We start from the raw sequence: 21920 nt of genomic DNA on the forward strand, positions 1-21920 counted from the left end.
ACAAGGCGGCAGCCCAGAGCAGCCCGGCGCCGCAGCCCGCGTACCGCCCGCCCTACCCCCACGCCGTACCGGCGTAGCCCGTCCCGCCCCCGTCCCGCCTTCGCACCGGCCGGGAGGCGCGAGCGTGCGGTCCATGGGTTGATGGACCACGGGGGGCGACGGATCCGGGGGGAGGAAACGCCCGACCCCGACCCCCGGAGTGAGACCCATGGCCAAGCAGAGCGTGGCGGAGCAGTTCGTCGACATCCTCGTCCGGGCCGGTGTGCGGCGGCTCTACGGCGTCGTCGGCGACAGCCTCAACCCCGTCGTGGACGCCATCCGCCGCAATTCCGCCATCGACTGGATCCAGGTCCGCCACGAGGAGTGCGCGGCCTTCGCCGCCGGGGCGGAGGCGCAGCTCACCGGCAGCCTCGCGGCTTGCGCCGGGTCCTGCGGGCCCGGCAATCTGCACCTCATCAACGGCCTGTACGACGCGCACCGTTCGATGGCGCCCGTCCTCGCCCTCGCTTCGCACATCCCGAGCAGCGAGATCGGCTCCGGCTACTTCCAGGAGACCCATCCGGACCAGCTGTTCCGGGAGTGCAGCCACTACTGCGAGCTGATCTCCAGCCCGCGGCAGATGCCGCGGGTCATGCAGACGGCCGTCCAGCACGCGGTGGGCCGCAGCGGTGTCAGCGTCGTCGCCCTGCCCGGCGACATCGCCGCGCAGCCCGCCCCGGAACGGGCCGAGGAGCACGCGCTGGTGACGTCCCGGCCGACCGTGCGGCCCGGCGACGCCGAGATCGAGGAACTGGTCCGGATGGTCGACCGGGCCGACCGGATCACGCTGTTCTGCGGCAGCGGCACCGCGGGTGCGCACGACGAGGTCATGGGGTTCGCGGAACGCGTGAAGTCCCCGGTGGGCCACGCCCTGCGCGGCAAGGAGTGGATCCAGTACGACAACCCGTACGACGTCGGGATGAGCGGCCTGCTCGGGTACGGGGCCGCCTACGAGGCGACGCACGAGTGCGATCTGCTGATCCTGCTGGGCACCGATTTCCCCTACGGCGCGTTCCTGCCCGACGACGTCAAGATCGTGCAGGTCGACGTACGGCCCGAGCATCTCGGCCGGCGCTCCAAGCTCGACCTGGCGGTGTGGGGCGACGTCGCCGAGACGCTGCGCTGCCTCACCCCCAAGGTGCGGGTGAAGACCGACCGGCGGTTCCTCGACAAGATGCTCAAGAAGCACGCCGACGCCCTCGAAGGGGTCGTGAAGGCGTACACCCGCAACGTCGGGAAGCACACCCCGATCCACCCGGAGTACGTGGCCTCCGTGCTGGACGAGGAGGCCGCGGCGGACGCCGTCTTCACCGTCGACACCGGCATGAACAACGTGTGGGCGGCGCGCTATCTCACCCCCAACGGCCGCCGCCGCGTCATCGGCTCGTTCACCCACGGCTCGATGGCCAACGCGGTGCCGCAGGCGATCGGGGCGCAGTTCCTCGACCGGAAGCGGCAGGTGGTGGCGATGTCGGGGGACGGCGGATTCGCCATGCTCATGGGCGAGTTCCTGACCCTCGTGCAGTACGACCTGCCGGTGAAGGTCGTGCTCTTCAACAACTCCTCGCTGGGCATGGTGGAGCTGGAGATGATGGTCTCCGGCCTCCCGTCGTACGGCACCGGCAACCGGAATCCGGACTTCGCCGCCATCGCGACGGCGGCGGGCGCGTACGGGGTGCGTGTGGAGAAGCCGAAGCAGGTGCGCGGAGCGCTGCGGGACGCCTTCAAGCACAAGGGCCCGGCGCTCGTGGACATCGTGACCGACCCCAACGCGCTGTCGATCCCGCCGAAGATCAGCGCGGAGATGGTCACCGGCTTCGCGCTCTCGGCGAGCAAGATCGTGCTGGACGGCGGGGTGGGCCGGATGGTGCAGATGGCGCGCTCCAACCTGCGGAACGTCCCGCGTCCCTGACGGTGGCTCGTACGGCTGCGACCGCGGCGTACGCCGACCGGCCGTGCGGCGGCTGGGCCGTACGGGTGGAAGGGGCGCACGGCCGGTATGCGCTCCGGGCGTGCGCGGGATGTTCCGATTGTCGACTGTTGTGCAGCGGGTGACCGCAGCGACCGTCCTCCCCTGAAGCCCGGCACCGTTCTCCCGGCGGTGCCGGGCTTTGCCATGCGCCCCTCTGGGCATGCATGACCAGGAGCCAGTTCGCACCAGATCGGACCGATACGGCTTACGGGGCGGGGGAGATGGCGGGGCAGCGCGGAGATTCCGTACTGAACAAGCGCCTGCGGAGAGCGGACCTGGCGGCGGTCGCCGAGGTGCGCGAGTCGCTGAGGGAGCTGCTGAGGCAGCAGTCGTGGGGGAAGGAGGAACAGGCCGATGTCGCCGAGTTGCTGATCAGTGAGCTGGTCACCAACGCGCTCGTCCACACGGGCCGCGGGGCGCAGGTGACGGCGACCCTGGTCGCGGGCCACGCGCCGGACGGACCGACCGCCGTGGACCGGGACGAGGACCGGCTGAGGGTCGAGGTCAGGGACTTCGCCGACCGCCGGCCCGTCGTCCGCAGACCGGACGGCGAGGGGACCGGCGGCAGGGGGATGATGCTCGTCCAGGCGCTGGCGGACACCTGGGGGGTGCGGCCGGTGGGGGCGGGGAAGATCGTGTGGTTCGAGCTGGCCGGGGAACCGGTCTGACGGATCGCCAGGACACCGGCGGGATCGCAGAGGCTCTGGGGCGCAGGGATCGGGGCGCAGGGATCGGGGCGCAGGGATCGGGGCGGATCGTACGGACCCTGAACCGGGGTGGTACGGGCCGCCGCACGGAGGGCGGTTCCGCACGCCGTGCGGCGGCCCGTACCACCCCTGGATTCCGTCGGCTCAGCCGAATTGCTGCTCGAGGTCCTTGAGCTTGCGCTCGAGCGAGTCGAGCCGGGGGATCGTCAGGGTGTCGTCCTCCGCGGTGAGGTCGACGGTCACGGGCCGGTCCTGTCTACCGCCGCCCGACGGGCTCTCACCGCCGTCCGCCGACGCGGCGCGGAGCACCGGCCGGGCGGGCGTAGGGCCCGCCTCCACCATGGGGGTCTCCGCCCGCGACGAGGTGGCGGGAGGGAGGCCCGGGGCGTCGACGACCTGGCGTCCGCCACGGCGGCCCCACAGCCCGTTCTGCCGGCTGAGAGCCCGGAGCTGGGCGCGCTCCCGCTTCTCCTGGTCGCGCCTGCGCATGCGGTGCTGTTCCTTCTGCCGCCGGTCCTCGCGCACCTCGTCGACCGCCTCGTCCAGGCTCCGTACGCCTTCGAGCAGCATCAGCGACCAGGCGGCGAAGGTCTCGCGGGGCGCGCGCAGCCAGCGGACGACACGGATCTGCGGCAGCGGCCGCGGGACGAGCCCCTGCTCGCGGAGCGCGGCCCTGCGGGTCTGCTTGAGCGCCCGGTCGAAGAGGACCGCGGCGGACAGGGACATCCCGGCGAAGAAGTGCGGGGCGCCCGCGTGGTCGAGCCCGCGCGGCGCGTGGACCCAGTTGAACCAGGCCGCCGCGCCCGCGAACGTCCAGACCAGCATGCGGGATCCGAGTGCCGCGTCGCCGTGGCTGGCCTCGCGGACCGCGAGGACGGAGCAGAACATCGCCGCGCCGTCGAGGCCGAAGGGCACCAGGTACTCCCAGCCTCCCGAGAGATTGAGGTTCTGCCGTCCGAAGCCGACGAGACCGTGGAAGGAGAGGGCGGCGGCGACGGCCGCGCAGCAGAACAGCAGCACGTAGGACGCGGAGCCGTAGACGGTCTCCTTGCGGCGGCGCCGCTCCTCGCTGCGCTCCCAGGAGTCGACGGGGCGGGCGTCCTTGGCGTCACGCCGGCCGCGGCTGACGACCACCGCCGCGACGGTCGCGCCGGCGAGCAGCACCAGGAGGGGGATGAGCCAGTTCAGCGAGGTGTCGGTAAGTCTCATCGGGGTCCCTTGCACTCGCTTCCGTCACGCTGTTGCCATGGGCCGAGTGCGGACGCGGCACTCGACGGGCGTCATCCTGACGGAAACGGAGCGTGCCCCAAGGGGTTTCCGCCCAACAGCGGCGCAGGGCATTCGAATAGGGCCGGAAAACTCGAACTCCCGTACGTGGTACGGGAGTTGCGTTCGGGGGCTCTCACCCCGGCGGGTGGTTCTGCCGTGATCAGCTTGCGGTGAGGCGCGCGATGCGCTCCGCGTCGCAGGTGCGCGGGCAGGTCACGCAGGTCTCCTCGGGCCGCAGCGTGTAGAAGAGGCAGCAGCTCGCCCGGTCGCGGGTGGGCAGCGTCTCGCCCCGCGGCCCGGTCAGCTCGCGGAAGGCCGAGCTGCCGACGTACGGTGCGGTGGCCCCGGGCAGCAGGCGCTCCAACTCGCTCATCGCGCGCCGCTCTTCGCCGAGCAGATGCCCCACATACCACAGGCCCTCGACGATCTCGTCGGTCGCCATGCCCCACAACGCGCGCGGACCGCGGCGCATCCGCGGCCTGAACCCCTCCAGAACGGGGCCGAGATGCTCGGCCACCGCCTCGCGCACCTCGGCCCGCAGGGCCTCCTCGTCCGGTACGACCCGGGCGTTCGGCAGCGCGGCCATCGGGTCGTCGGGCAGGCAGGCGAACTCACCGACGCGCAGGGTCATCCGGCCGAGCGTCCGCTGGAAGGACACCTCGCCGACGGGGATCCGCGGCACGCGGCGCAGCAGGAACCAGGGGACGGTGATGAGCAGGCAGGCGGGCCATGCGTAACGGTGCAGTCCGAAGCTCGCGATGACGTCGGGGCGGGCCTGTTGGCCGTAGTCCCGCAGGACTTGGGCGTTGTCCCATGCCAGGAATCCGTCGAGCGCGGCGCCGCCCTCGGCCAGCTCGGTGGCCGCGACCCAGCCGCCCCCCTGGCGCGGTGCCTCCTCGGTCACGCTCAGCCCGGGGAACACCTCGGCCAGCCGGGCATAAGCCGCGGCGACGGGCGACGAGGTGAGGGCCGGGACGGCCGGGGCGACGGACATGCGCGGACCACCGAATCTCGCGATCGTTAGCAGGTAAGCCTTACCTTACCGGATGGTATCGGTGTTTGAAGTGCGGGAGGGGGCCCCTATGGTTCTGGGGAGCATTTCACGGAGGGCGATCAATGGAGCAGGGCAGTACGGGGGCCGCGGGGTCGCACCCGCCTGCCGCCGTGCCCGCGCCCGCCGGATCCCCTGAGGCGCCCGCGCCGCCTGCGCTTCCCGAGTTCCCTGAGCCCTCCGAGGTCATCGAGTCCTCTGAGTCTTCCGAGGTCGGGGGGACCGCGGGGGCGCCCGAAAGGCGGACCTACGGGGTGGACGAGGGCCGGTACGGGGGTGCGGTGGCCGCCGGGGCCCGTCCTCGCGTGACGCGTCAGCGCTCCGCCGAAGGCCGCTCCGAGCACTTCGGCGCATCGGTGGGCTCCGGCGGCTCCGGCGGCCCTGGCGGCTCCGTGGGTTCCGGGGGCTACGGAAATCCGTCGCCCGGCACTGCACCGTCCGGGGGGCCGGAGACTGCCGGGGTGCCGGACGGGATGCCTGCCGGCTCCGGCTCCGGGCCCGGGGCCGGGGCCGCGGAGGCGGACGGACGGGTCGCGTCGGCCGATGCCGCCGGATCCCGTTCCACGCCCTTCGCTGCTCGTGCCGGCGGTGATGCGCCAGGCGCCTCCGGTCACGCCTCCCCGCGGATCCCGGCTCCTGCACCCGTACCGGCTCCTGCGCCGCCCCCGGTCCCGGCATCCGTACCGGCGCCTGCGCGTGCGCCCCGTTCTCCCCGTCAGGCGCGCAGCGCGAAGGGCGAGCCGCACGCACCGCGCCGGCTTCCGCAGCGGCACTCCGTACGGGGCCAGATCCTCGACGCGCTGCGCAACGCGCTGGTCTGCGGCGAGCTGACGGCGGGCGAGGTGTACTCGGCGCCCGCGCTCGCCGATCGCTTCGGCGTCTCCGCGACGCCGGTGCGCGAGGCGATGCAGCAACTCGCCCGTGAGGGAGCCGTCGAGGTCGTGCCCAACCGCGGCTTCCGCATCGCCCGCCGTACGGCGCGCGACCTGGCCGAACTGGCCGAGATACGGGCGATGATCGAGGTCCCTGCGATGCTCGGGCTCTCCCGCGCCCTGCCGCCCGAGCGGTGGAACGAACTGCGCTCCCTCGCCGCGGACACCGTCGCCGCGGCTGCCCGCGGGGACCGCGCGGGCTACGCGGAGTCCGACCGCGCCTTCCATCACGCGCTGCTCTCGCTCACCGGGAACCGTCAACTCGCCCTGCTCGCCGACGATCTCCACCGGCGGGCGCAGGGGCCGCTGGACTGCGGGTCCCTCGTGCGCACCGCCGACCTGATCGCGGACGCGGCCGAGCACACCGCGCTCCTCGACGCGCTCGCCGCGCAGGACCTGACGGTCGTCGAACAGCTCGTGCGCGAACACCTCACCGGCGCGCGCCGCTCCTCCTGAACTCGCCGTATTCCGGCGTCCGTTGGCCCTCTGTTCGCCCGCGGGCAACTGGGCGCGGGCAGGGCGGCCGAGTCCGGCGGAGCACGGCGAGGCCCCTGAAACCTCCGTGCGGAACCGGTCAGCCGGTGCCGCGCGACCGCTTCCGTGAAGCACCGGACGGGGCGACGCGCTTCGTCCGGGCGTAGTGGCGGCGGGCGCGGTCGCGGTTGCCGCAGTCGCCCGAACTGCACCAGCGCCGCGTATGGCTGCGGGTGCGGTCGAGGAACAGCCAGCCGCAGCCCGGTCCTTCGCAGAGGCGGACTCCGCGTACCTGTTCGCCGCTGAGCAACTCCTCGGCCAGCAAGGTGAGCCGGCGGTACAGCCCGGTGACGGTGGAGGGCGGATCGGCCCAGGAGAGCGGCAGTGTCGTCGACCACGCGCTGTGGCGTCGGGCGTCCAGGGACAGCCGGTGGAAGGCGCGTACGCCGGCGTCCGCGGGGTCGCGGTCGTGTGCGGCGGCGTCCAGCAGTCCGTGCACCACCTCCCGCATCCGCCGGATCCGGCGCAGCGCCGCCTCCGCCTCGTCCCCGTCGGCCGCGACCGACGTCCGCAGGGCCCGGACGTCCGCCGGGCCCGCGAGCCCGGCGGCCTCTGCCCAGGAGATCAGGGCCGAGGCGTCGCCGAGGTGGTCGGTGCGGCGGTCGGGCACGAGGCGCCACGACACGGTGTTCACCAGATCCACCGCCGGATGCCCGCCGATCATCGGCCGCGCACGCTCGTCCCAGTGCTCCGCGGCCTTCACGCCCTCCGCCCCCGCGGTCCCGGCGCCCAGCGCGGCGGCTCCGGCCGCCTCTCCCTCGCGCATGGATCCCTTCCTCCCGGTGCTGCCCCGTTACGCTCTCTAACGAGCATAAAACGATTTTGGTTGTTAGGCTCGGATGTCATGGAACGCAACACGGCAGCGGACGCGATACCCGACGGTGCCGCCCGGTCGCGCGACGGCGGCCGGCAGGGCTTCCGCGGAGGGCTGCGCGTCGGCACGGGCCTGGGGGCGGCGACGTTCGTCCTCGGCATCACGTTCGGCACGGAAGCCGTGGGGCATGGATGGGGCACGCTCGCCCCGATCGTCTGCTCGGTGCTCGTGATCTCCGGATCGGCGCAGTTCGCCCTGCTCACCGCACTGACGGGCGGTGCGGGCGCTGTCACGGCCGTCACGGCCGCGGCACTGATCAACGCCCGTTTCGTCCCGATGGGCGTCGCGGTCGCCCGCGATCTGCGCGGCGGCCGGGTGCGCAGGGCGCTGGAGGGCCAGACCGTCATCGACGCGTCATGGGTGGCCGCGCACCGCGGCGGCGGACGGTTCGACCGGGGCAAGCTCTTCGGCGCCACGGCGGTTCAGGCCCCGGCGTGGATCTCCGGTACGGCGCTCGGTGTCGTGCTCGCCCCGTCACCGGCGCTCGTCGAGGCGTTCGGTCTCGACGTCGTCTTCCCCGCGTTCTTCCTGATGCTGCTCCTGGAGGAAGTCCGCTCCTCGGGCAGGGCGCGGCTGGCCGCCGGGCTCGGCGGAGCGGTCTCCGCGGGGCTCGTGCTCGCCGTTCCCGCGGGCATCGCGCTCCTGGGCTCCACGGCAGGGGCGCTGCCGGGACTGCTGAAGCGGCGTCGTCGCGGGCCCGGGCGTGAGGACGACGGCGGTGACGCAGGGGAGACGCGCGAAGTGCCGCCGACACGCGAGGAACTCCTGAAGGGCGGAGAGCCGGAAGCGGTCGGAAAGCCGGCCGCGCAGGAGACGAGGAGGCGACCGTGACCACGCTGTGGTGGGCCATCCTGGGCGCGGCGGTCGTGAGCTTCGCCTTCAAGGCCGTCGGCCCCGCCGTCCTCGGCGACCGTCAACTCCCAACCCCCGCACGGGCGGTGATCGCGCTCCTGGCTCCGGCGCTGCTCGCCGGTCTCGTCGTCGTCGCCGTGACCGGGCCGGGCTGGAAGGACCTGGACCTCGCCCTCGTCGCCGGTCTCGCGGCGGCGGCCGGGGCCCGGCTGTGCCGGGCCGGCATGCTCGTCGCGGTTCTGGTCGGCGTTGTGGTGACTGCCCTGCTCCGGCTCGCCCTTGGTGCCTGACGTCCCCCGGACGCTCTCAGGCATCGGGGCGGGCGACGGCGGACCCCCGGGGTCGCTACCCGGCGGCAGCGGCTCAGACTTCAGCCCGGTCGGGCCCTGGGGACCCTTGGTGAGAAAATGCTTGCCTCGAGTCAAGCATTCTGAAAGCGGCACCCCCGGACACTCACCGGGGCGGCCGCCTGGGCCGCAACCACGCAACGGCCGTTGCGGACACCCGGCCCAGCCGACGCCCACCCGTCCCCATGCCCGAACACCACCCATCGGCCGGCACTTGGTGCGCACACTCACCCCGACCAAGCGAGCAACAACCCAACCCGAGTGCGCAACAGCTCTACGAAGCCCTTGGCAGCCCGACGAAGCGGGCAACCTCCAACGCCCCACCCGGCCAGGGGCGTTCGCCTGTCGGGCAGGCGACTCCCGCGCCGCCCGGCCGCGGGCCGGACACGGCCGCGTCCGTCCCGACCGCATTGGGACCGGCCGCATCGCAGGTGCCCTTCGCCCTGCAGAGCATGCTCATCGAGCAGCGCGCCCGGCCGACATCTCCCGTACGCGGGAGGCGCGTTCAGGCCACCGAGCCGATCCTGCCCACCGGTGCCGCTGAGCCATGGTGGATCGGGGTGTGGGCGCCCGTCAGCGGGACGCCGGTGCCGCCCCGGCGGTCCGCGACGATCTCCGCGGCGATCGACAGCGCGGTCTCCTCGGGCGTACGCGCCCCCAGATCGAGGCCGATCGGCGAGCGGAGGCGCGCCAGTTCGAGTTCCGTGAGCCCGGCCTCGCGCAGGCGCTGCAGCCGGTCGAGGTGGGTGCGGCGTGAGCCCATCGCGCCGACGTAGGCGACGGGGAGCCTCAGCGCGCGTTCCAGCAGCGGGACGTCGAACTTGGCGTCGTGCGTGAGGACGCACAGCACCGTACGGCCGTCCAGCTCCTGGGAGTCGAGGTAGCGGTGCGGCCAGTCCACGACCAGCTCGTCCGCCTCGGGGAAGCGCGCCGCCGTCGCGAACACGGGGCGCGCGTCGCAGACCGTGACGTGGTGGCCGAGGAACTTGCCGACCCGGACCAGGGCAGCGGCGAAGTCGATCGCGCCGAAGACGATCATCCGAGGGGGCGGGACGCTGGACTCCACGAGCAGCACGACCGGTTGGCCGCAACGGCTGCCGTCGGAGCCGATCTCCACCGTCCCCGTACGGCCCGCGTCGAGCAGCGCGGACGCCTCGCCCGCCGCCGTACGGTCCAGCTCCGGGTGACCGCCGAGCGATCCCTCCCAGGCGCCGCCGGGCCTCACCAGCAGGGAGCGGCCGGTCAGTTCGGCCGGTCCGTCCACGACGCGGGCGAGCGCGGCCGCCCGCCCGTCGGCCGCCTCCGACAGCGCGGCGGCGAGCGTCGCCCGTGCGGCGGCCTCCACGGGCGACCGGCCCGAGCGCACCGGGGTGACGAGGATGTCGATGATCCCGCCGCAGGTCAGGCCTACGGCGAAGGCGTCCTCGTCGGCGTAGCCGAAGCGCTCGAGCACGGACTCGCCGGTCTCGAGCGCCTCTTGGCACAACGCGTAGACCGCCCCTTCCACACAGCCCCCGGAGACGGAGCCGATCGCCGTGCCGTCACCATCGACCGCGAGGGCGGCACCGGGCTGCCGGGGCGCGCTGCCGCTCGTGGCCACGACGGTGGCCACGGCGAAGTCACGGCCCTGCTCGCACCACCGGTGCAGCTCGTCGGCGATGTCCAGCACGGCGATCACCTTCTCCTTCGGGCGGGTTGTGAAAAGAGCGGGTTCAACGGGCGGTCCGCCGGGGCTACTTGACGCCCAGCAAGTGCTCGATCGGATCGAGGGCGAAGTACACCAGGAAGATGCCGGTGAGCACCCACATGAAGGCGCCCGGCTCGCGCCACTTGCCCTGCGCCGCCTTGATGGCGGTGTAGGCGATGACGCCCGCGCCGACACCGGCGGTGATGGAGTACGTGAACGGCATCAGCGTCACGGTCAGGAACACCGGGATCGCCACCGCACGGTCGCTCCAGTCCACGTGCCGGGCGTTCTGCATCATCATCGCGCCGATGACGACGAGCGCGGCGGCCGCGACCTGGCCGGGCACGATCTGGGTGAGCGGCGTGAAGAACAGGCAGGCCGCGAAGAACAGGCCGGTGACGACGCTCGAGAGTCCCGTACGGGCACCCTCGCCGACGCCGGTCGCCGACTCGATGAACACGGTCTGACCCGAGGCGCCCGCGACACCGCCGACCGCTCCGCCCGCGCCGTCGATGAACAGCGCCTTGCTGAGCCCCGGCATCCGGCCGCGCTCGTCGGCCAGCTTCGCCTCCGTGCCGACGCCGATGATGGTGGCCATCGCGTCGAAGAACCCGGCGAGCACGAGCGTGAAGACGATCATGCCGACGGTCATCGCGCCGATCTCGTCCCAGCCGCCGAACTCCACATGGCCGAAGAGTGAGAAGTCCGGGTTGGAGACGGCCGAGCCGTCGAGCTCCGGCGGCGCTCCGCCCCAGGTCTTCGGGTCGAGGTTGCCGACGGCGTTGACGATGACCGCGATCACCGTGCCGATGGCGATGCCGATGAGGATCGCACCGGGGATGTTGCGGGCCTGCATCATGAAGATGAGCAGCAGCGTGACGCAGAAGATCAGCACCGGCCAGCCGGTGAGTTCGCCCGCCGGCCCCAGCGTGAGCGGCGCGGAGGCGTTGTTCATGTGGACGAATCCGGCCTTGACGAGGCCGATCAGCGCGATGAACAGGCCGATGCCGATGGTGATGGCGTGCTTCAGCGCCAACGGTATGGCGTTCATGATGAGTTCGCGCAGGCCCGTGACCACGAGCAGCATGATCACGACACCGTAGATCACGCACATGCCCATCGCCTGCGGCCACGTCATGTTGGGGGCGACCTGCGAGGCGATGACGCCGGAGACGCTGAGCCCGGCGGCCAGCGCCAGGGGGACCTTGCCGACGAAGCCCATGATCAGCGTCGTCAGGGCGGCGGCGAACGCCGTGGCCGTGATGAGACCGGTACGGCTGAGGGTGTTGCCGGAGGCGTCCTCACCGCCCAGCAGCAGCGGGTTGAGCAGGAGGATGTACGCCATCGCCATGAAGGTGGTGATGCCGCCGCGCACCTCCCGCGCGACCGTCGATCCTCTGTCGGAGATGTGGAAGTACCGGTCGAGCCAGGACCGGCCGGCGGGCGGACGCGAGCCGGGGCCCGCCTCCTCCGCCGCCGTCCGCGGCTGTACTGACGACTGGGTCATGATGCCTACTCCCAAGGTTCACAGGGGCACCCGCGGGGGGTCGTCCGCGGGATTTGGGATGTTGAGTTGGCTGCACGACCCGGGGGAACGGCCCGAGACGAACGGGGTACCGCGAGCGGTGCGGTACGTGTGCGGCACCGCGAACGGTGCGGTACTGCGGTGGGGTACTGCTGAGCGGTACTGCGGTTGGGGGGTTGCTGCAGTGGGGGGCTTCCGGGCGGGTACGGGACGGGGAGGCCGGTCCGCGCCCGCCCGGAGTCGGGTTCACGTGCCGGTGATGTGCTCCGGGCGCACCGGTACGCGGTTGAGGGCCAGCCCCGTCGCCGCACGGACGGCGGCGACCACGGCCGGAGTGGAGGACAGCGTCGGAGCCTCGCCGACACCGCGCAGGCCGTACGGCGCGTGCTCGTCGGCCAGTTCGAGGACGTCGACGGGGATGACCGGCGTGTCGAGGATGGTGGGGATCAGGTAGTCGGTGAAGGACGGGTTGCGGACCTTCGCGGTGGCCGGGTCCACGACGATCTCCTCCATGACGGCGAGCCCCAGGCCCTGCGCCGTACCGCCCTGGATCTGGCCGGTGACGGACAGCGGGTTGAGCGCCTTGCCGACGTCCTGGGCGCAGGCCAGCTCGATGACCTTGACCAGGCCCAGCTCGGTGTCGACCTCGACGACCGCGCGGTGGGCGGCGAAGGAGTACTGGACGTGGCCCTGGCCCTGGCCGGTGCGCAGGTCGAGCGCCTCGGTCGGGCGGTGGCGCCACTCCAGCTCCAGGTCGACCGACTCGTCCTCGAGGACGTCCGCGAGCCCGGCCAGCACCTCGCCGCCGTCGGTGACGACCTTGCCGCCCTCCAGGAGGAGTTCGGCGGTGGCCCACGCAGGGTGGTAGGTGCCGAACTTCCGCCGGCCCATCTCCAGCACCTGCTCGCGCACGGCCTCGCAGGTGTGCTTGATGGCGCCGCCGGTGACGTAGGTCTGGCGGGACGCGGAGGTGGAACCGGCCGAGCCGACCTGGGTGTCGGCCGGGTGGATCGTCACCTGGGTGACGCCGAGCTCGGTACGGGCGATCTGCGCGTGCACGGTGACGCCGCCCTGGCCGACCTCGGCCATCGCGGTGTGCACGACGGCGACCGGCTCGCCGCCAACGACCTCCAGGCGGACACGGGCCGTCGAGTAGTCGTCGAACCCCTCGGAGAACCCGACGTTCTTGATGCCGACCGCGTAGCCGACGCCGCGCACGACGCCCTCACCGTGGGTGGTGTTGGACAGCCCGCCCGGCAGGGCCCGGATGTCCGCGCCCTCGCCCGCGGTCTCCCACTGCTTCTCCGGCGGCATCGGCATCGCCTTGACGCGGCGCAGCAGTTCGGCGACCGGAGCGGGGGAGTCGACCTCCTGCCCTGTCGGCATGATCGTGCCCTGGCTCATGGCGTTGATCTGCCGGAACTCCACCGGATCCAGGCCGAGTTCGGCCGCCACCTTGTCCATCTGCGCCTCGTACGCGAAGCACGCCTGGACCGCGCCGAAGCCGCGCATCGCGCCGCAGGGCGGGTTGTTGGTGTAGAGCGCGACGGCCTCGATCTCGGTGTGGTCGATGACGTACGGGCCGGCCGCGAGGGAGGAGGCATTGCCGACGACCGCAGGGGAGGACGAGGCGTACGCGCCGCCGTCGAGGACGATCCGGCACTTCATGTGCGTGATCCGGCCGTCCCGGGTGGCCCCGTGCTCGTACCAGAGCTTGGCCGGGTGGCGGTGGACGTGGCCGAAGAAGGACTCGAAGCGGTTGTAGACGATCTTGACGGGCTTCCCCGTGCGCAGCGCCAGCAGGCAGGCGTGGATCTGCATCGACAGGTCCTCCCGGCCCCCGAACGCGCCGCCGACGCCGGACAGCGTCATCCGCACCTTCTCCTCGGGCAGGCCGAGGACGGGCGCGATCTGCCGGAGGTCTGCGTGCAGCCACTGGGTGGCAATGTAGAGGTCGACGCCGCCGTCATCGGCCGGCACGGCGAGCCCGGACTCCGGGCCGAGGAACGCCTGGTCCTGCATGCCCACTTCGTACTCGCCGGAGACGATGACGTCGGCGCGGGCGCGGGCCGCCTCGACGTCGCCGCGGACGATCGGCTGCCGGTGGACGATGTTGGGGTGCGGTACGTGCCCCGCGTGGTGGTCGTCGCGGCCGGGGTGCAGCAGCGGCGCGTCCTCGGCGGTCGCGCTCGCCTCGTCGGTGACGACGGGCAGTTCGGCGTACTCGACCCTGATCTTCGCGGCGGCGCGGCGCGCCGTCTCGGGGTGGTCGGCGGCCACGAGGGCCACCGGCTCGCCGTGGTGGCGGACCCGGCCGTGGGCCAGCACCGGGGTGTCCTGGATCTCCAGGCCATAGTTCCTGGTGTCCGTGGGGAGGTCGTCGTAGGTCAGGACGGCGTGGACCCCGGCCTGGGCCAGCGCCTCCGCGATGTCGATCGAGACGATCTCGGCGTGGGCGTGCGGGCTGCGGAGGGTGTAACCCCACAGCATGTCCTCGTGCCACAGGTCCGAGGCGTACGCGAACTCGCCCGTCACCTTCAGGGTGCCGTCGGGGCGCATCGTGGACTCGCCGATGCCGCCCTTCGTCCGGCTGCCCTGGGTGAGGTCGGTGGGTGTGCGGGTGACGCCCATGCGGTCAGGCCCCCTTGTCCGCGGTCTCGGCCTCGCCGCGGGCGGCCGCGAGGCGCACCGCGTCGAGGATCTTCTCGTAGCCCGTACAGCGGCACAGGTTGCCCGACAGGGCCTCGCGGATGTCCGCGTCGGACGGCTCGGCGTTGCGCTCCAGCAACTCGTCGGCGGCCACGAGCAGTCCGGGGGTGCAGAAGCCGCACTGGACGGCGCCGGCGTCGATGAACGCCTGCTGGACGGGGGAGAGTTCGGCCGCCGCCTCACCGGACTGCGAGTCGCCGGGCGAGGCCTGCCAGCGCTGCGCCCGGTCCACGCTCGTACCGCAGACGCCGCCTGAGCAGCCTCCCTCGGCGCGCTGCCGGGCGTAGTCGGCCAGCCCCTCGACGGTCACGACCTCGCGGCCCTCGACCTGGCCGGCGGCGACCAGGCAGGAGCAGACCGGCACGCCGTCGAGACGGACGGTGCAGGAGCCGCACTCGCCCTGCTCGCAGGCGTTCTTGGAGCCGGGGAGGCCCATGCGCTCGCGCAGCACGTACAGCAGGCTCTCGCCCTCCCACACGTCGTCGGCCTCGTACGGGCGGCCGTTCACGCGGAAGTTCACGCGCATTGCCGGTTCCTCTCCTTGCCGCGGTACTCGTCCCAGGTCCAGCCCAGCGTGCGGCGGGCCATGACCCCCACCGCGTGGCGCCGGTACGAGGCGCTGCCGCGGACGTCGTCGATGGGGTTGCAGGCCGCCGAGCACAGCTCCGCGAACTGCCGGGCCACGGACGGGGTGATGGTCCGGCCGTTCTCCCAGAAGCCGCCCTCCTCCAGCGCCGCGGCGAGGAACTCCTCGGCGGCGTGGGCGCGTACGGGCGTGGGCGCGGCCGAGCCGATGCCGGTGCGCACGGTCCGCGACTCCGGGTGCAGGGCCACGCCGAAGGCGCAGACGGCGATGACCATCGCGTTGCGGGTGCCGACCTTGGAGAACGCCTGCGGCCCGTCGGCCTTGCCGATGTGGACGCGGCGGATCAGCTCGTCGGCCTCCAGCGCGTTGCGCTTCACGCCGGTGAAGAAGTCGTCGATCGGGATACGGCGCGAGCCGCGCACCGAGGCGACCTCGACCTCGGCGCCCGCGGCGAGAAGGGCCGGGTGGGCGTCACCGGCCGGGGACGCCGTGCCGAGGTTGCCGCCGACGCCGCCGCGGTTGCGGATCTGCGGGGAGGCCACGGTGTGCGAGGCGAGCGCGAGACCCGGCAGCTCGCCGCGCAGGTGCTCCATGATCCGCGTGTACGGGACGGAGGCGCCGAGCCGGACGGTGTCCTCGCCGACCTCCCACTCCTGCAGCTCGGCGATGCGGTTCAGGTCCAGCAGGTACTTGGGCCTGCGATGGTCGAAGTTGATCTCGACCATGACGTCGGTGCCGCCCGCGATGGGAACAGCCGTCGGGTGCTCGGCCTTCGCGGCGAGCGCCTCCTCCCAGCTTGCGGGGCGAAGGAAGTCCATGAGGGGCCTCTTCTGGAAAAGGTGGGTCGGGCAGGACCAGCGGCGAGGACGGGAGGTCGGGGAAGGACCGGGTCCCGGGCTGGTTGTTCATGTCCTGTTCACGCGCCGTGGAGCCAGTACACCGACCTGCACCCGGCCGGGTGCAGTCACCGAAACCATGAAGCGGTTGGGTGGGCACGGCCCCGGTCTTGTAGATTCGAACGAAAGACGGGGGCGGGACATCTCGCGGCATCGTCCCGGCGGGCCCGGCCGGGAGGCACGGAACCCCCGCGACGGGGCCTCACGGCCCCACAGGAACCTTCGACCACACACGAAGATCGGCGGCGAGGAGATGCGGCTGCGCGCACTGCTGGAGACCGGCACCCTGGGCCTGCGGCTGCTGGGCGGCGAGGACGAGCTGGACCGCACCGTGCGCGGCGTGATGACCACCGACCTGCGCGACCCCAGCCGCTATCTGTCGGGCGGCGAGCTGGTGCTGACCGGCCTCGCCTGGCACCGCAGACCGCAGGACTCCGAGCCCTTCGTACGGATCCTCGTACAGAACGGGGTGAGCGGGCTCGCGGCCGGTGAGGCGGAGTTCGGCTCCGTGCCCGACGACCTGGTCGTGGCCTGCGCCCGGCACCGGCTGCCGCTGTTCGCCGTGGACGAGGCGGTGTCCTTCGCCTCGATCACCGAGCACGTGGTGCGCCAGGTCTCCGGGGAGCGCGCCGGTGACCTCGCCGCGGTCGTGGAGCGGCACCGGAAGATGATGACCGCCGGGCCCGCGGGCGGCGGGCCCGAGGTGGTCCTCGACCTGCTCGGCACCGACCTGGACCTGCGCGCCTGGGTGCTCTCGCCGACCGGCCGCCGGATCGCCGGTGCCGGGGCCGACGGGACCGGCGCGACCCTCCCCGCCCCCCTGTGCCCGGCCCTGGCCGGAGAGCACCTGGCGGCGGTGCGCACCGGGCGCCGGGGACCGTACCGCCTGGTCACGCAGGCCGGGACCTACTCGCTGTTCCCCATCCGCAGCTCCGGCGGCCGCCCCTCCGCGGGCCAGGGGCCCGCCGCGGCGGTGGACGCGCGCGAGACCGTGCTCTCGGACTGGCTGCTGGCCGTCGAGGCCGACGCGGGGGACTGGCCCGCCGAGCGGCTCGACCTGCTGCAGGGCGTCACCCAGCTCATCGCGGTGGAGCGGGAGCGCAGGGACGCGGCCCGTACGGTGCGGCGCCGGCTGGCCCAGGAGGTGCTGGAGCTGGTGCAGGCCGCCGCGCCCCCGGCCGAGATCGCCGCACGCCTGCGGGTCGCCGCCCCCGTCCTGCTGCCCGGCCTGGGCACCGCGCCGCACTGGCAGGTGGTGGTGGCCCGGGTCGAGTGGGAAGGCTCCGGCCTCGACAGCGGCCCGATCACCCAGGCGCTGCTCGAGGAGATCCTCGTGGACCCCGCGTCCGGGGGACCCGAGCCGTCGGACCGTATCGCCGTGGCCCACACGGGGGAGGAGGCCGTCGCGCTGGTGCCGCTGCCGTCGCTGCCCGACGGCGAGGACAAGGAGGCTCCGGGGCTGCGGGCCGAGGACCTGCTGGCCGCGGTCGCCGAACCGCTGGGGCGCGGGCTCGACGGCGACGGACGGCTGACCATCGGGGTCAGCGCGGTCGTGCACTCCGCGGAGGGCCTGCGCGGTGCGCTGGAGGAGGCCCGCCATGCGCGGCGGGTCGCGGCGGCGCGCAAGGGACGGGTGTGCGCGGCTGGACACCAGGAGCTGGCCTCGCACGTACTGCTGCTGCCGTTCGTCCCTGACGACGTCCGCCGGGCGTTCACGGCGCGGCTGCTGGATCCGCTGCGGGACTACGACCGCAGGCACCGCGCCGAGCTGATCCCGACGCTGGAGGCGTTCCTGGACAGCGACGGCTCGTGGACGCGGTGCGCCGGGCGGCTGCATCTGCACGTCAACACGTTGCGGTACCGCATCGGGCGAATCGAGCAGTTGACGGGGCGTGATCTGTCGCGGCTCGAGGACAAGCTGGACTTCTTCCTTGCGCTGCGCATGAGTTGACCGCGCGACGGGGGTCCCGAGGGCGGCGCTCCGCGTGAGCGTCCGAGGCCCTCCGGGTGCCGATCGCCGTACCAGCGCCCGTCCCGCGGCTCCCGGCAGGGAACCGGCAGCGCCCGGCGCACGGCCCCGGCGGCGGAGGCCGCGAGTCCGGGGGATCGCGCGCCGGAACGGCGCTGACCGGACACTGGCCTGAACTCCCGCCCGGCGATGGCCGAACGGGTATCGCTCGTCCGGGCGATACGCGTCCACGGCCCCCACAAGATTGTGAACGAATTCACTCATCCTCTATCCACCGCCGCGGAATCCGTGCTGAGATTCGCCCAGGCTTCCGGCTCGACGGCGCGCTTGGGGAGGGAATGTGGCGGATACCGCCATGTCACGTTCGGGACGATCGGGACCACCGGGAAGGCCGGACACGGCCGACCGGGAGCACGCGCAGCATCCGCGCAGCATCGCCGTCTGGCGGCTGCGCTCGCGCGGCTGCTGGGACGACGCGGCGGGGCTGCTCGCACCGCACGCCGCGCATGACCCTGCCGTGGCCCTGCAGCGCGCGGCCCTGCTGGGCGAACGCTGCCTGTTCACCGCGGCGGGCTGGTCCGATGCGGAGGACGCGCTGCGCGCCGCCGAGGCGCTGGCGACCTCCGACGACGAGCGGGGCGCGGCCGCCTGCGAGCGCGGGCACCTGGCATACGCGGCCACGGTCCTCGGCGTCCGCGACCGCGCCGACGAGGCCCGCGCGGCCCTCGGCAGAGCGGCCGCCCTGCTGGCGCCCGCCGCCCAGGGCCGCCCGATGCTGGACTTCCGGCGCGGCCTGATCGCCGAGCACCTCGCGGACAGCCCGCAGGCCGCCGAGGCCGCCTACCGCCGCGCCCACGCGGGCGCCACCGCGCAGGGTGACCGGCTGCTGTGCTCCTTCACGTACCGGCATCTGGCCGGACTCGCGCTGCGCGACGGCGAACTGGCCGAGGCCCGGCACGGGTTCGCCGAATCCCTGCGCATCCGCGAGGAGTTGGGCTACCTCGTCGGCACGGCACCGGCGCTCGTGGCGCTGGCGGGAGCCGAGCCGGAGCCGGAGGCGTCCCGGCTGCGGGAGGAGGCGGCGCGGCTGTTCCGCCTGCTGGGCGGCGTACCGACGTGGCTCGCCGACCAGTTGGCCCCGGAGGCGGCGGCCTAGCCACGCTCCTCCGGATCACCTCGGGCTCTCCGGATCACCTCCGGCCCTCCGGATCACCTCGGAACTCCCGTCCGCCTCGCGTCCCTCGGATCACCGCACCCGCGACGCCCGACCGCCGCGCGTCCCGCGCGTCCTGGCGCGGATGACCGCCGGCCTGAACCGGTGGTGGGCCGAGCCCGGCGCTTCCGCCGAGCGCGGCGCTTCCGCCGAGGTCCGCGAGCGGCGGGACGGCGCGTGGACGCGTCTGCAGGCAGCGATCTCGGTGCTGCGCGACAACGCACGTGGACGAAGGCGGGGGAGGACTACTTCGGGAACCTGCTGTGCTGGGAGCGGCACCTGGCCGCCGACCGGGGCTGGCGCCCCGACGCGAAAGTTGGGTCCGACGCGAAAGCCGGTTCCGGCGTGACCGCTGCGTGCCCCGGCGCGAACGGCTTTGCTCTGCGCGGCGGCCGCCTGGTCCTGTGCGGCCGCCGCGCAAGGACCCAGCGGCCGCCGCGTGCCCCCGCACGTCCCGACGAGAGCCCGGGCGGGTGCCGTTGGCACCCGCCCGGGCCGCGGCCGACGCGGGGAGTTCAGCCGCCCAGGGGTGGCACGGTCAGCCCGTGGTCACCGCCGTGTCGTCGATCAGGAAGCTGGTCGCCTTCGACCCGTCCTCCGTGCCGGTGAACTTGATCGTCACCGTCTTGCCCTTGTACGCCGACAGGTCGAGCGTCCGCTGGGTGTAGCCGCTCGGCGAGGTGTTGGAGTACGTGGCCAGGGTGGTCGTCGTGCTGCCCGAGACGACCTGGGCCTTGAGCGTGTCGTACGCCGTCGAGCCGGTCTCCGCCGTGTCGATGGCGAGGTGGAAGCCGAGCTTCGGCGAACCCGAGGACGGGACGGCCACCGACTGGGACAGCGTGTCGGTGTGCGCGCTGCCGTAGCCGTTCAGCCAGGCGTAGTACGAGCCCGCGAACGGGGCCCCGTCGGCGCTGTTGGTGATCACGCCGTTGGTGGCGGTCCAGTTCGCCGTCCCCGACTCGAAGCCGGGGTTCTTCAGCAGGTTGGAGCCGCCGGGCGTGGTGGTGCCGCAGGTCGTGGCGGTCGCGGCGACGGCCACGGCGCTCCACGCCTTCTCCACCGCCGCGCACTGGGTGCTGCTCGCGCCGTACAGGTCGATGGAGGCCTTGATGCTGCCGGTGCGGGCGGCGGCGTAGGTGCTGCCGGAGGTCAGGTACGTGGTGAGCGTGCGGTACCAGATCTTGCCGGCCGCCGCGTTGCCGATCCCGGTGACGCCGGCGGCGCCGTTGCAGGTCGGGCTGTTGCCCCAGCTGGACTGGCCGGAGCCGGCGGCGAGCAGGTAGAAGAAGTGGTTGCCGACGCCCGAGGAGAAGTGCGGGTCCAGGTTCTTGGTGTTGGTGGTCCAGCAGCTCTGCGAGACGCCGTCCTTCTTCGGGTCGTCCATCCAGCGCAGCGGGGTGCCGTCACCGCGGATGTCGATCTTCTCGCCGATGAGGTAGTCGGGGGCGTCCTCGGGGTTGTTCGCGTTGAACTCGACGAGGGTGCCGAAGATGTCGCTGGTGGACTCGTTGAGCCCGCCGGACTCGCTCTCGTAGACCAGGTCGGCGGTGGCCGAGGTGACGCCGTGGCTCATCTCGTGGCCGGCGACGTCGAGTTGGGTGAACGGCTTCTGGCCGGGCGCCCCGTCGCCGTAGATCATGCTGAAGCTGGTGTCGTCCCAGCCCGCGTTGTCGTAGTTCTGTCCGTAGTGGACGAAGGAGCGGGCGCCGACACCGTCGTTCTTGATGCCGTTGCGGCCGTGCACGGACTTGAAGTAGTCCCAGGTCTGCTGGATGCCGTAGTGGGCGTCGACGGCGGTGGTGGCGCGGTCGGTGAGTGCGCCGTTGCCCCACACGTTGTCCGTGTCGGTGAACGCCTTGCCCCAGCCGGCGGGCGGGATGTCGTTGGGCGCGGTGAGGTTCTGCGCGTCGCGCGTCTCGCCGTTGCCCCGGGCGCCGTCCTTGAGCTGGTAGCCGCCGGAGACGGCGGTGGTGCCGACGGTCACGTCGCCGACCTGGAAGCCGTGGCCGGTGCCGTCGGCGGTGTGGAAGTCGTTCCAGGTGCGGACGGTCTTGCCGGTCCTGGCGTCGACCAGCACGTTGAGGTGGCTGGGTGACTGGTCGGGGGCGATGCCGTCGACGACGACCTGCCAGACGAGGCGGGGCTTGCCGGAGAGGGCGTCGACGACCAGCTTCGACGAGGTCGTGTGCGTGGTGCCGCGCTTGGCCTTGAACCGTTTCACGGCGGTCTTCTCGGCCTTCTTCGCGCTCACCTTCGCGTCGGTCGACAGCGACAGGGGCGACTTGAGGGTCAGGGTGGTCTCGCGCAGATTGCCGTCGGGGGCCGAGTGGACGACGACGTCACCGCCGAGCACCGGAAGGCCCTGGTAGGTGCGGTCGAGGTGGACGTGGCGTGTGCCGTCCTTGTCGATCCGTACGGCCTGGGAGGAGAACGTGTCGGACGAACTCGCCTTGACCGCACGGGGATGGTCGGCCACCGACTGCTTGGCGTCCCGCAGTGCCTCGCTCGTGCTCGCCTTCGGTGGGGACGGCCGGGGGTCCTCGGCCGCGGAGGCGGGGACTCCCGCCAGGGATATCAGGAGACCGCCGGCGGCAACCGCCAGGGATCCCACGAGGAAGGGTCTCTTCATGGAGCGGGAGCGTGCTCCCCGGGACAACTCCCGGTCAACGAGATCCCAACTCTGTTAATTGCGGATGTCTGTGAAAAGGGCATGACATTTGCTCACCAGGGGCGACACCCGTGGACCCGGAAGCTATGG

Annotated in this window: 16 protein-coding genes; 7 read left to right on the forward strand and 9 right to left on the reverse strand. The window is 72.8% G+C overall.

The window, feature by feature from the left end:
* Positions 1-208: 208 nt before the first annotated feature.
* Positions 209-1951, forward strand: a complete 1743-nt coding sequence (locus ABZ822_RS19595) for a pyruvate dehydrogenase (protein WP_360855230.1) — start codon at positions 209-211, stop codon at positions 1949-1951.
* 281 nt (positions 1952-2232) lie between these two features.
* The gene (locus tag ABZ822_RS19600) at positions 2233-2679 is read left to right on the forward strand and encodes an ATP-binding protein (RefSeq protein ID WP_360855232.1); all 447 of its coding nucleotides are present in this window, start codon (positions 2233-2235) and stop codon (positions 2677-2679) included.
* A 183-nt stretch (positions 2680-2862) separates the two neighbouring features.
* On the opposite strand, the gene ABZ822_RS19605 is transcribed toward ABZ822_RS19600, so the two are convergent.
* Both ABZ822_RS19605 and ABZ822_RS19610 read right to left on the reverse strand, forming a co-directional pair.
* The gene (locus tag ABZ822_RS19605; protein WP_360855235.1) at positions 2863-3927 is read right to left on the reverse strand and encodes a DUF2637 domain-containing protein; all 1065 of its coding nucleotides are present in this window, start codon (positions 3925-3927) and stop codon (positions 2863-2865) included.
* 220 nt (positions 3928-4147) lie between these two features.
* Positions 4148-4981: a (2Fe-2S)-binding protein gene (locus ABZ822_RS19610; RefSeq protein WP_360855238.1), complete on the reverse strand. Its 834-nt coding sequence runs from the start codon at positions 4979-4981 to the stop codon at positions 4148-4150.
* 530 nt (positions 4982-5511) lie between these two features.
* Between ABZ822_RS19610 and ABZ822_RS19615 the strand changes: the two genes are divergently transcribed.
* On the forward strand, positions 5512-6426 hold the full coding sequence (locus tag ABZ822_RS19615) for a GntR family transcriptional regulator (protein ID WP_360855241.1): 915 nt from the start codon (positions 5512-5514) through the stop codon (positions 6424-6426).
* Between the two features lie 118 nt (positions 6427-6544).
* Here ABZ822_RS19615 and ABZ822_RS19620 read toward each other — a convergent pair whose 3' ends face one another.
* Positions 6545-7270 (reverse strand): CGNR zinc finger domain-containing protein, encoded by a 726-nt coding sequence (locus tag ABZ822_RS19620; RefSeq protein WP_360855244.1) that lies wholly within the window; start codon positions 7268-7270, stop codon positions 6545-6547.
* Between the two features lie 78 nt (positions 7271-7348).
* Between ABZ822_RS19620 and ABZ822_RS19625 the strand changes: the two genes are divergently transcribed.
* Both ABZ822_RS19625 and ABZ822_RS19630 read left to right on the forward strand, forming a co-directional pair.
* The gene (locus ABZ822_RS19625; protein WP_360855247.1) at positions 7349-8209 is read left to right on the forward strand and encodes an AzlC family ABC transporter permease; all 861 of its coding nucleotides are present in this window, start codon (positions 7349-7351) and stop codon (positions 8207-8209) included.
* Positions 8206-8520, forward strand: a complete 315-nt coding sequence (locus ABZ822_RS19630; protein WP_360855250.1) for an AzlD domain-containing protein — start codon at positions 8206-8208, stop codon at positions 8518-8520. Before ABZ822_RS19625 ends, ABZ822_RS19630 begins: the two co-directional genes overlap by 4 nt.
* A gap of 562 nt (positions 8521-9082) precedes the next feature.
* Here the strand turns inward: ABZ822_RS19630 and ABZ822_RS19635 are convergent.
* The 5 genes from ABZ822_RS19635 to ABZ822_RS19655 all read right to left on the reverse strand — a co-directional run bounded on the left by ABZ822_RS19635 (position 9083) and on the right by ABZ822_RS19655 (position 15902).
* Positions 9083-10246, reverse strand: coding sequence for an XdhC/CoxI family protein (locus ABZ822_RS19635; protein WP_360855724.1), 1164 nt, complete (start codon positions 10244-10246; stop codon positions 9083-9085).
* Between the two features lie 64 nt (positions 10247-10310).
* Positions 10311-11771 carry an NCS2 family permease gene (locus ABZ822_RS19640; RefSeq protein WP_360855253.1) on the reverse strand — a complete coding sequence of 487 codons (1461 nt, stop codon included), beginning with the start codon at positions 11769-11771 and terminating at the stop codon, positions 10311-10313.
* A 264-nt stretch (positions 11772-12035) separates the two neighbouring features.
* Complete coding sequence (pucD, locus tag ABZ822_RS19645) at positions 12036-14420, reverse strand: xanthine dehydrogenase subunit D (RefSeq protein ID WP_360855257.1); 2385 nt, start codon at positions 14418-14420, stop codon at positions 12036-12038.
* Positions 14421-14424: 4 nt separating this feature from the next.
* Complete coding sequence (locus tag ABZ822_RS19650; RefSeq protein ID WP_360855260.1) at positions 14425-15024, reverse strand: (2Fe-2S)-binding protein; 600 nt, start codon at positions 15022-15024, stop codon at positions 14425-14427.
* Positions 15015-15902: an FAD binding domain-containing protein gene (locus ABZ822_RS19655; RefSeq protein ID WP_360855263.1), complete on the reverse strand. Its 888-nt coding sequence runs from the start codon at positions 15900-15902 to the stop codon at positions 15015-15017. The genes ABZ822_RS19650 and ABZ822_RS19655 overlap by 10 nt, the downstream gene beginning before the upstream one ends.
* Positions 15903-16233: 331 nt before the next feature.
* Here ABZ822_RS19655 and ABZ822_RS19660 point away from each other — a divergent pair, with 331 nt between their 5' ends.
* Together ABZ822_RS19660 and ABZ822_RS19665 are read left to right on the forward strand one after the other, a co-directional pair.
* Positions 16234-17931, forward strand: coding sequence for a PucR family transcriptional regulator ligand-binding domain-containing protein (locus ABZ822_RS19660; RefSeq protein WP_360855266.1), 1698 nt, complete (start codon positions 16234-16236; stop codon positions 17929-17931).
* 373 nt (positions 17932-18304) lie between these two features.
* Positions 18305-19105, forward strand: coding sequence for a hypothetical protein (locus ABZ822_RS19665; protein WP_360855269.1), 801 nt, complete (start codon positions 18305-18307; stop codon positions 19103-19105).
* Between the two features lie 595 nt (positions 19106-19700).
* Here ABZ822_RS19665 and ABZ822_RS19670 read toward each other — a convergent pair.
* A complete protein-coding gene (locus tag ABZ822_RS19670; protein WP_360855272.1) occupies positions 19701-21791 on the reverse strand; it encodes a M4 family metallopeptidase in 2091 nt (696 codons plus the stop codon).
* Between the last annotated feature and the right edge of the window lie 129 nt (positions 21792-21920).

Source organism: Streptomyces sp. NPDC047108, from assembly GCF_040643575.1.
In the GTDB taxonomy this organism is placed as follows: Bacteria; Actinomycetota; Actinomycetes; order Streptomycetales; family Streptomycetaceae; genus Streptomyces.

What these genes read in the sequence shown, in the direction of transcription:
- ABZ822_RS19620 (WP_360855244.1), bottom strand. Translation starts at nt 7,270, where the DNA reads ATGCGCGAGGGAGAGGCGGCCGGAGCCGCCGCGCTGGGCGCCGGGACC.
- ABZ822_RS19605 (WP_360855235.1), bottom strand. Translation starts at nt 3,927, where the DNA reads ATGAGACTTACCGACACCTCGCTGAACTGGCTCATCCCCCTCCTGGTG.
- ABZ822_RS19595 (WP_360855230.1), top strand. Translation starts at nt 209, where the DNA reads ATGGCCAAGCAGAGCGTGGCGGAGCAGTTCGTCGACATCCTCGTCCGG.
- ABZ822_RS19655 (WP_360855263.1), bottom strand. Translation starts at nt 15,902, where the DNA reads ATGGACTTCCTTCGCCCCGCAAGCTGGGAGGAGGCGCTCGCCGCGAAG.
- ABZ822_RS19650 (WP_360855260.1), bottom strand. Translation starts at nt 15,024, where the DNA reads ATGCGCGTGAACTTCCGCGTGAACGGCCGCCCGTACGAGGCCGACGAC.
- ABZ822_RS19665 (WP_360855269.1), top strand. Translation starts at nt 18,305, where the DNA reads ATGTCACGTTCGGGACGATCGGGACCACCGGGAAGGCCGGACACGGCC.
- ABZ822_RS19600 (WP_360855232.1), top strand. Translation starts at nt 2,233, where the DNA reads ATGGCGGGGCAGCGCGGAGATTCCGTACTGAACAAGCGCCTGCGGAGA.
- ABZ822_RS19660 (WP_360855266.1), top strand. Translation starts at nt 16,234, where the DNA reads ATGCGGCTGCGCGCACTGCTGGAGACCGGCACCCTGGGCCTGCGGCTG.
- ABZ822_RS19610 (WP_360855238.1), bottom strand. Translation starts at nt 4,981, where the DNA reads ATGTCCGTCGCCCCGGCCGTCCCGGCCCTCACCTCGTCGCCCGTCGCC.
- ABZ822_RS19615 (WP_360855241.1), top strand. Translation starts at nt 5,512, where the DNA reads ATGCCTGCCGGCTCCGGCTCCGGGCCCGGGGCCGGGGCCGCGGAGGCG.
- ABZ822_RS19640 (WP_360855253.1), bottom strand. Translation starts at nt 11,771, where the DNA reads ATGACCCAGTCGTCAGTACAGCCGCGGACGGCGGCGGAGGAGGCGGGC.
- pucD (WP_360855257.1), bottom strand. Translation starts at nt 14,420, where the DNA reads ATGGGCGTCACCCGCACACCCACCGACCTCACCCAGGGCAGCCGGACG.
- ABZ822_RS19625 (WP_360855247.1), top strand. Translation starts at nt 7,349, where the DNA reads ATGGAACGCAACACGGCAGCGGACGCGATACCCGACGGTGCCGCCCGG.
- ABZ822_RS19670 (WP_360855272.1), bottom strand. Translation starts at nt 21,791, where the DNA reads ATGAAGAGACCCTTCCTCGTGGGATCCCTGGCGGTTGCCGCCGGCGGT.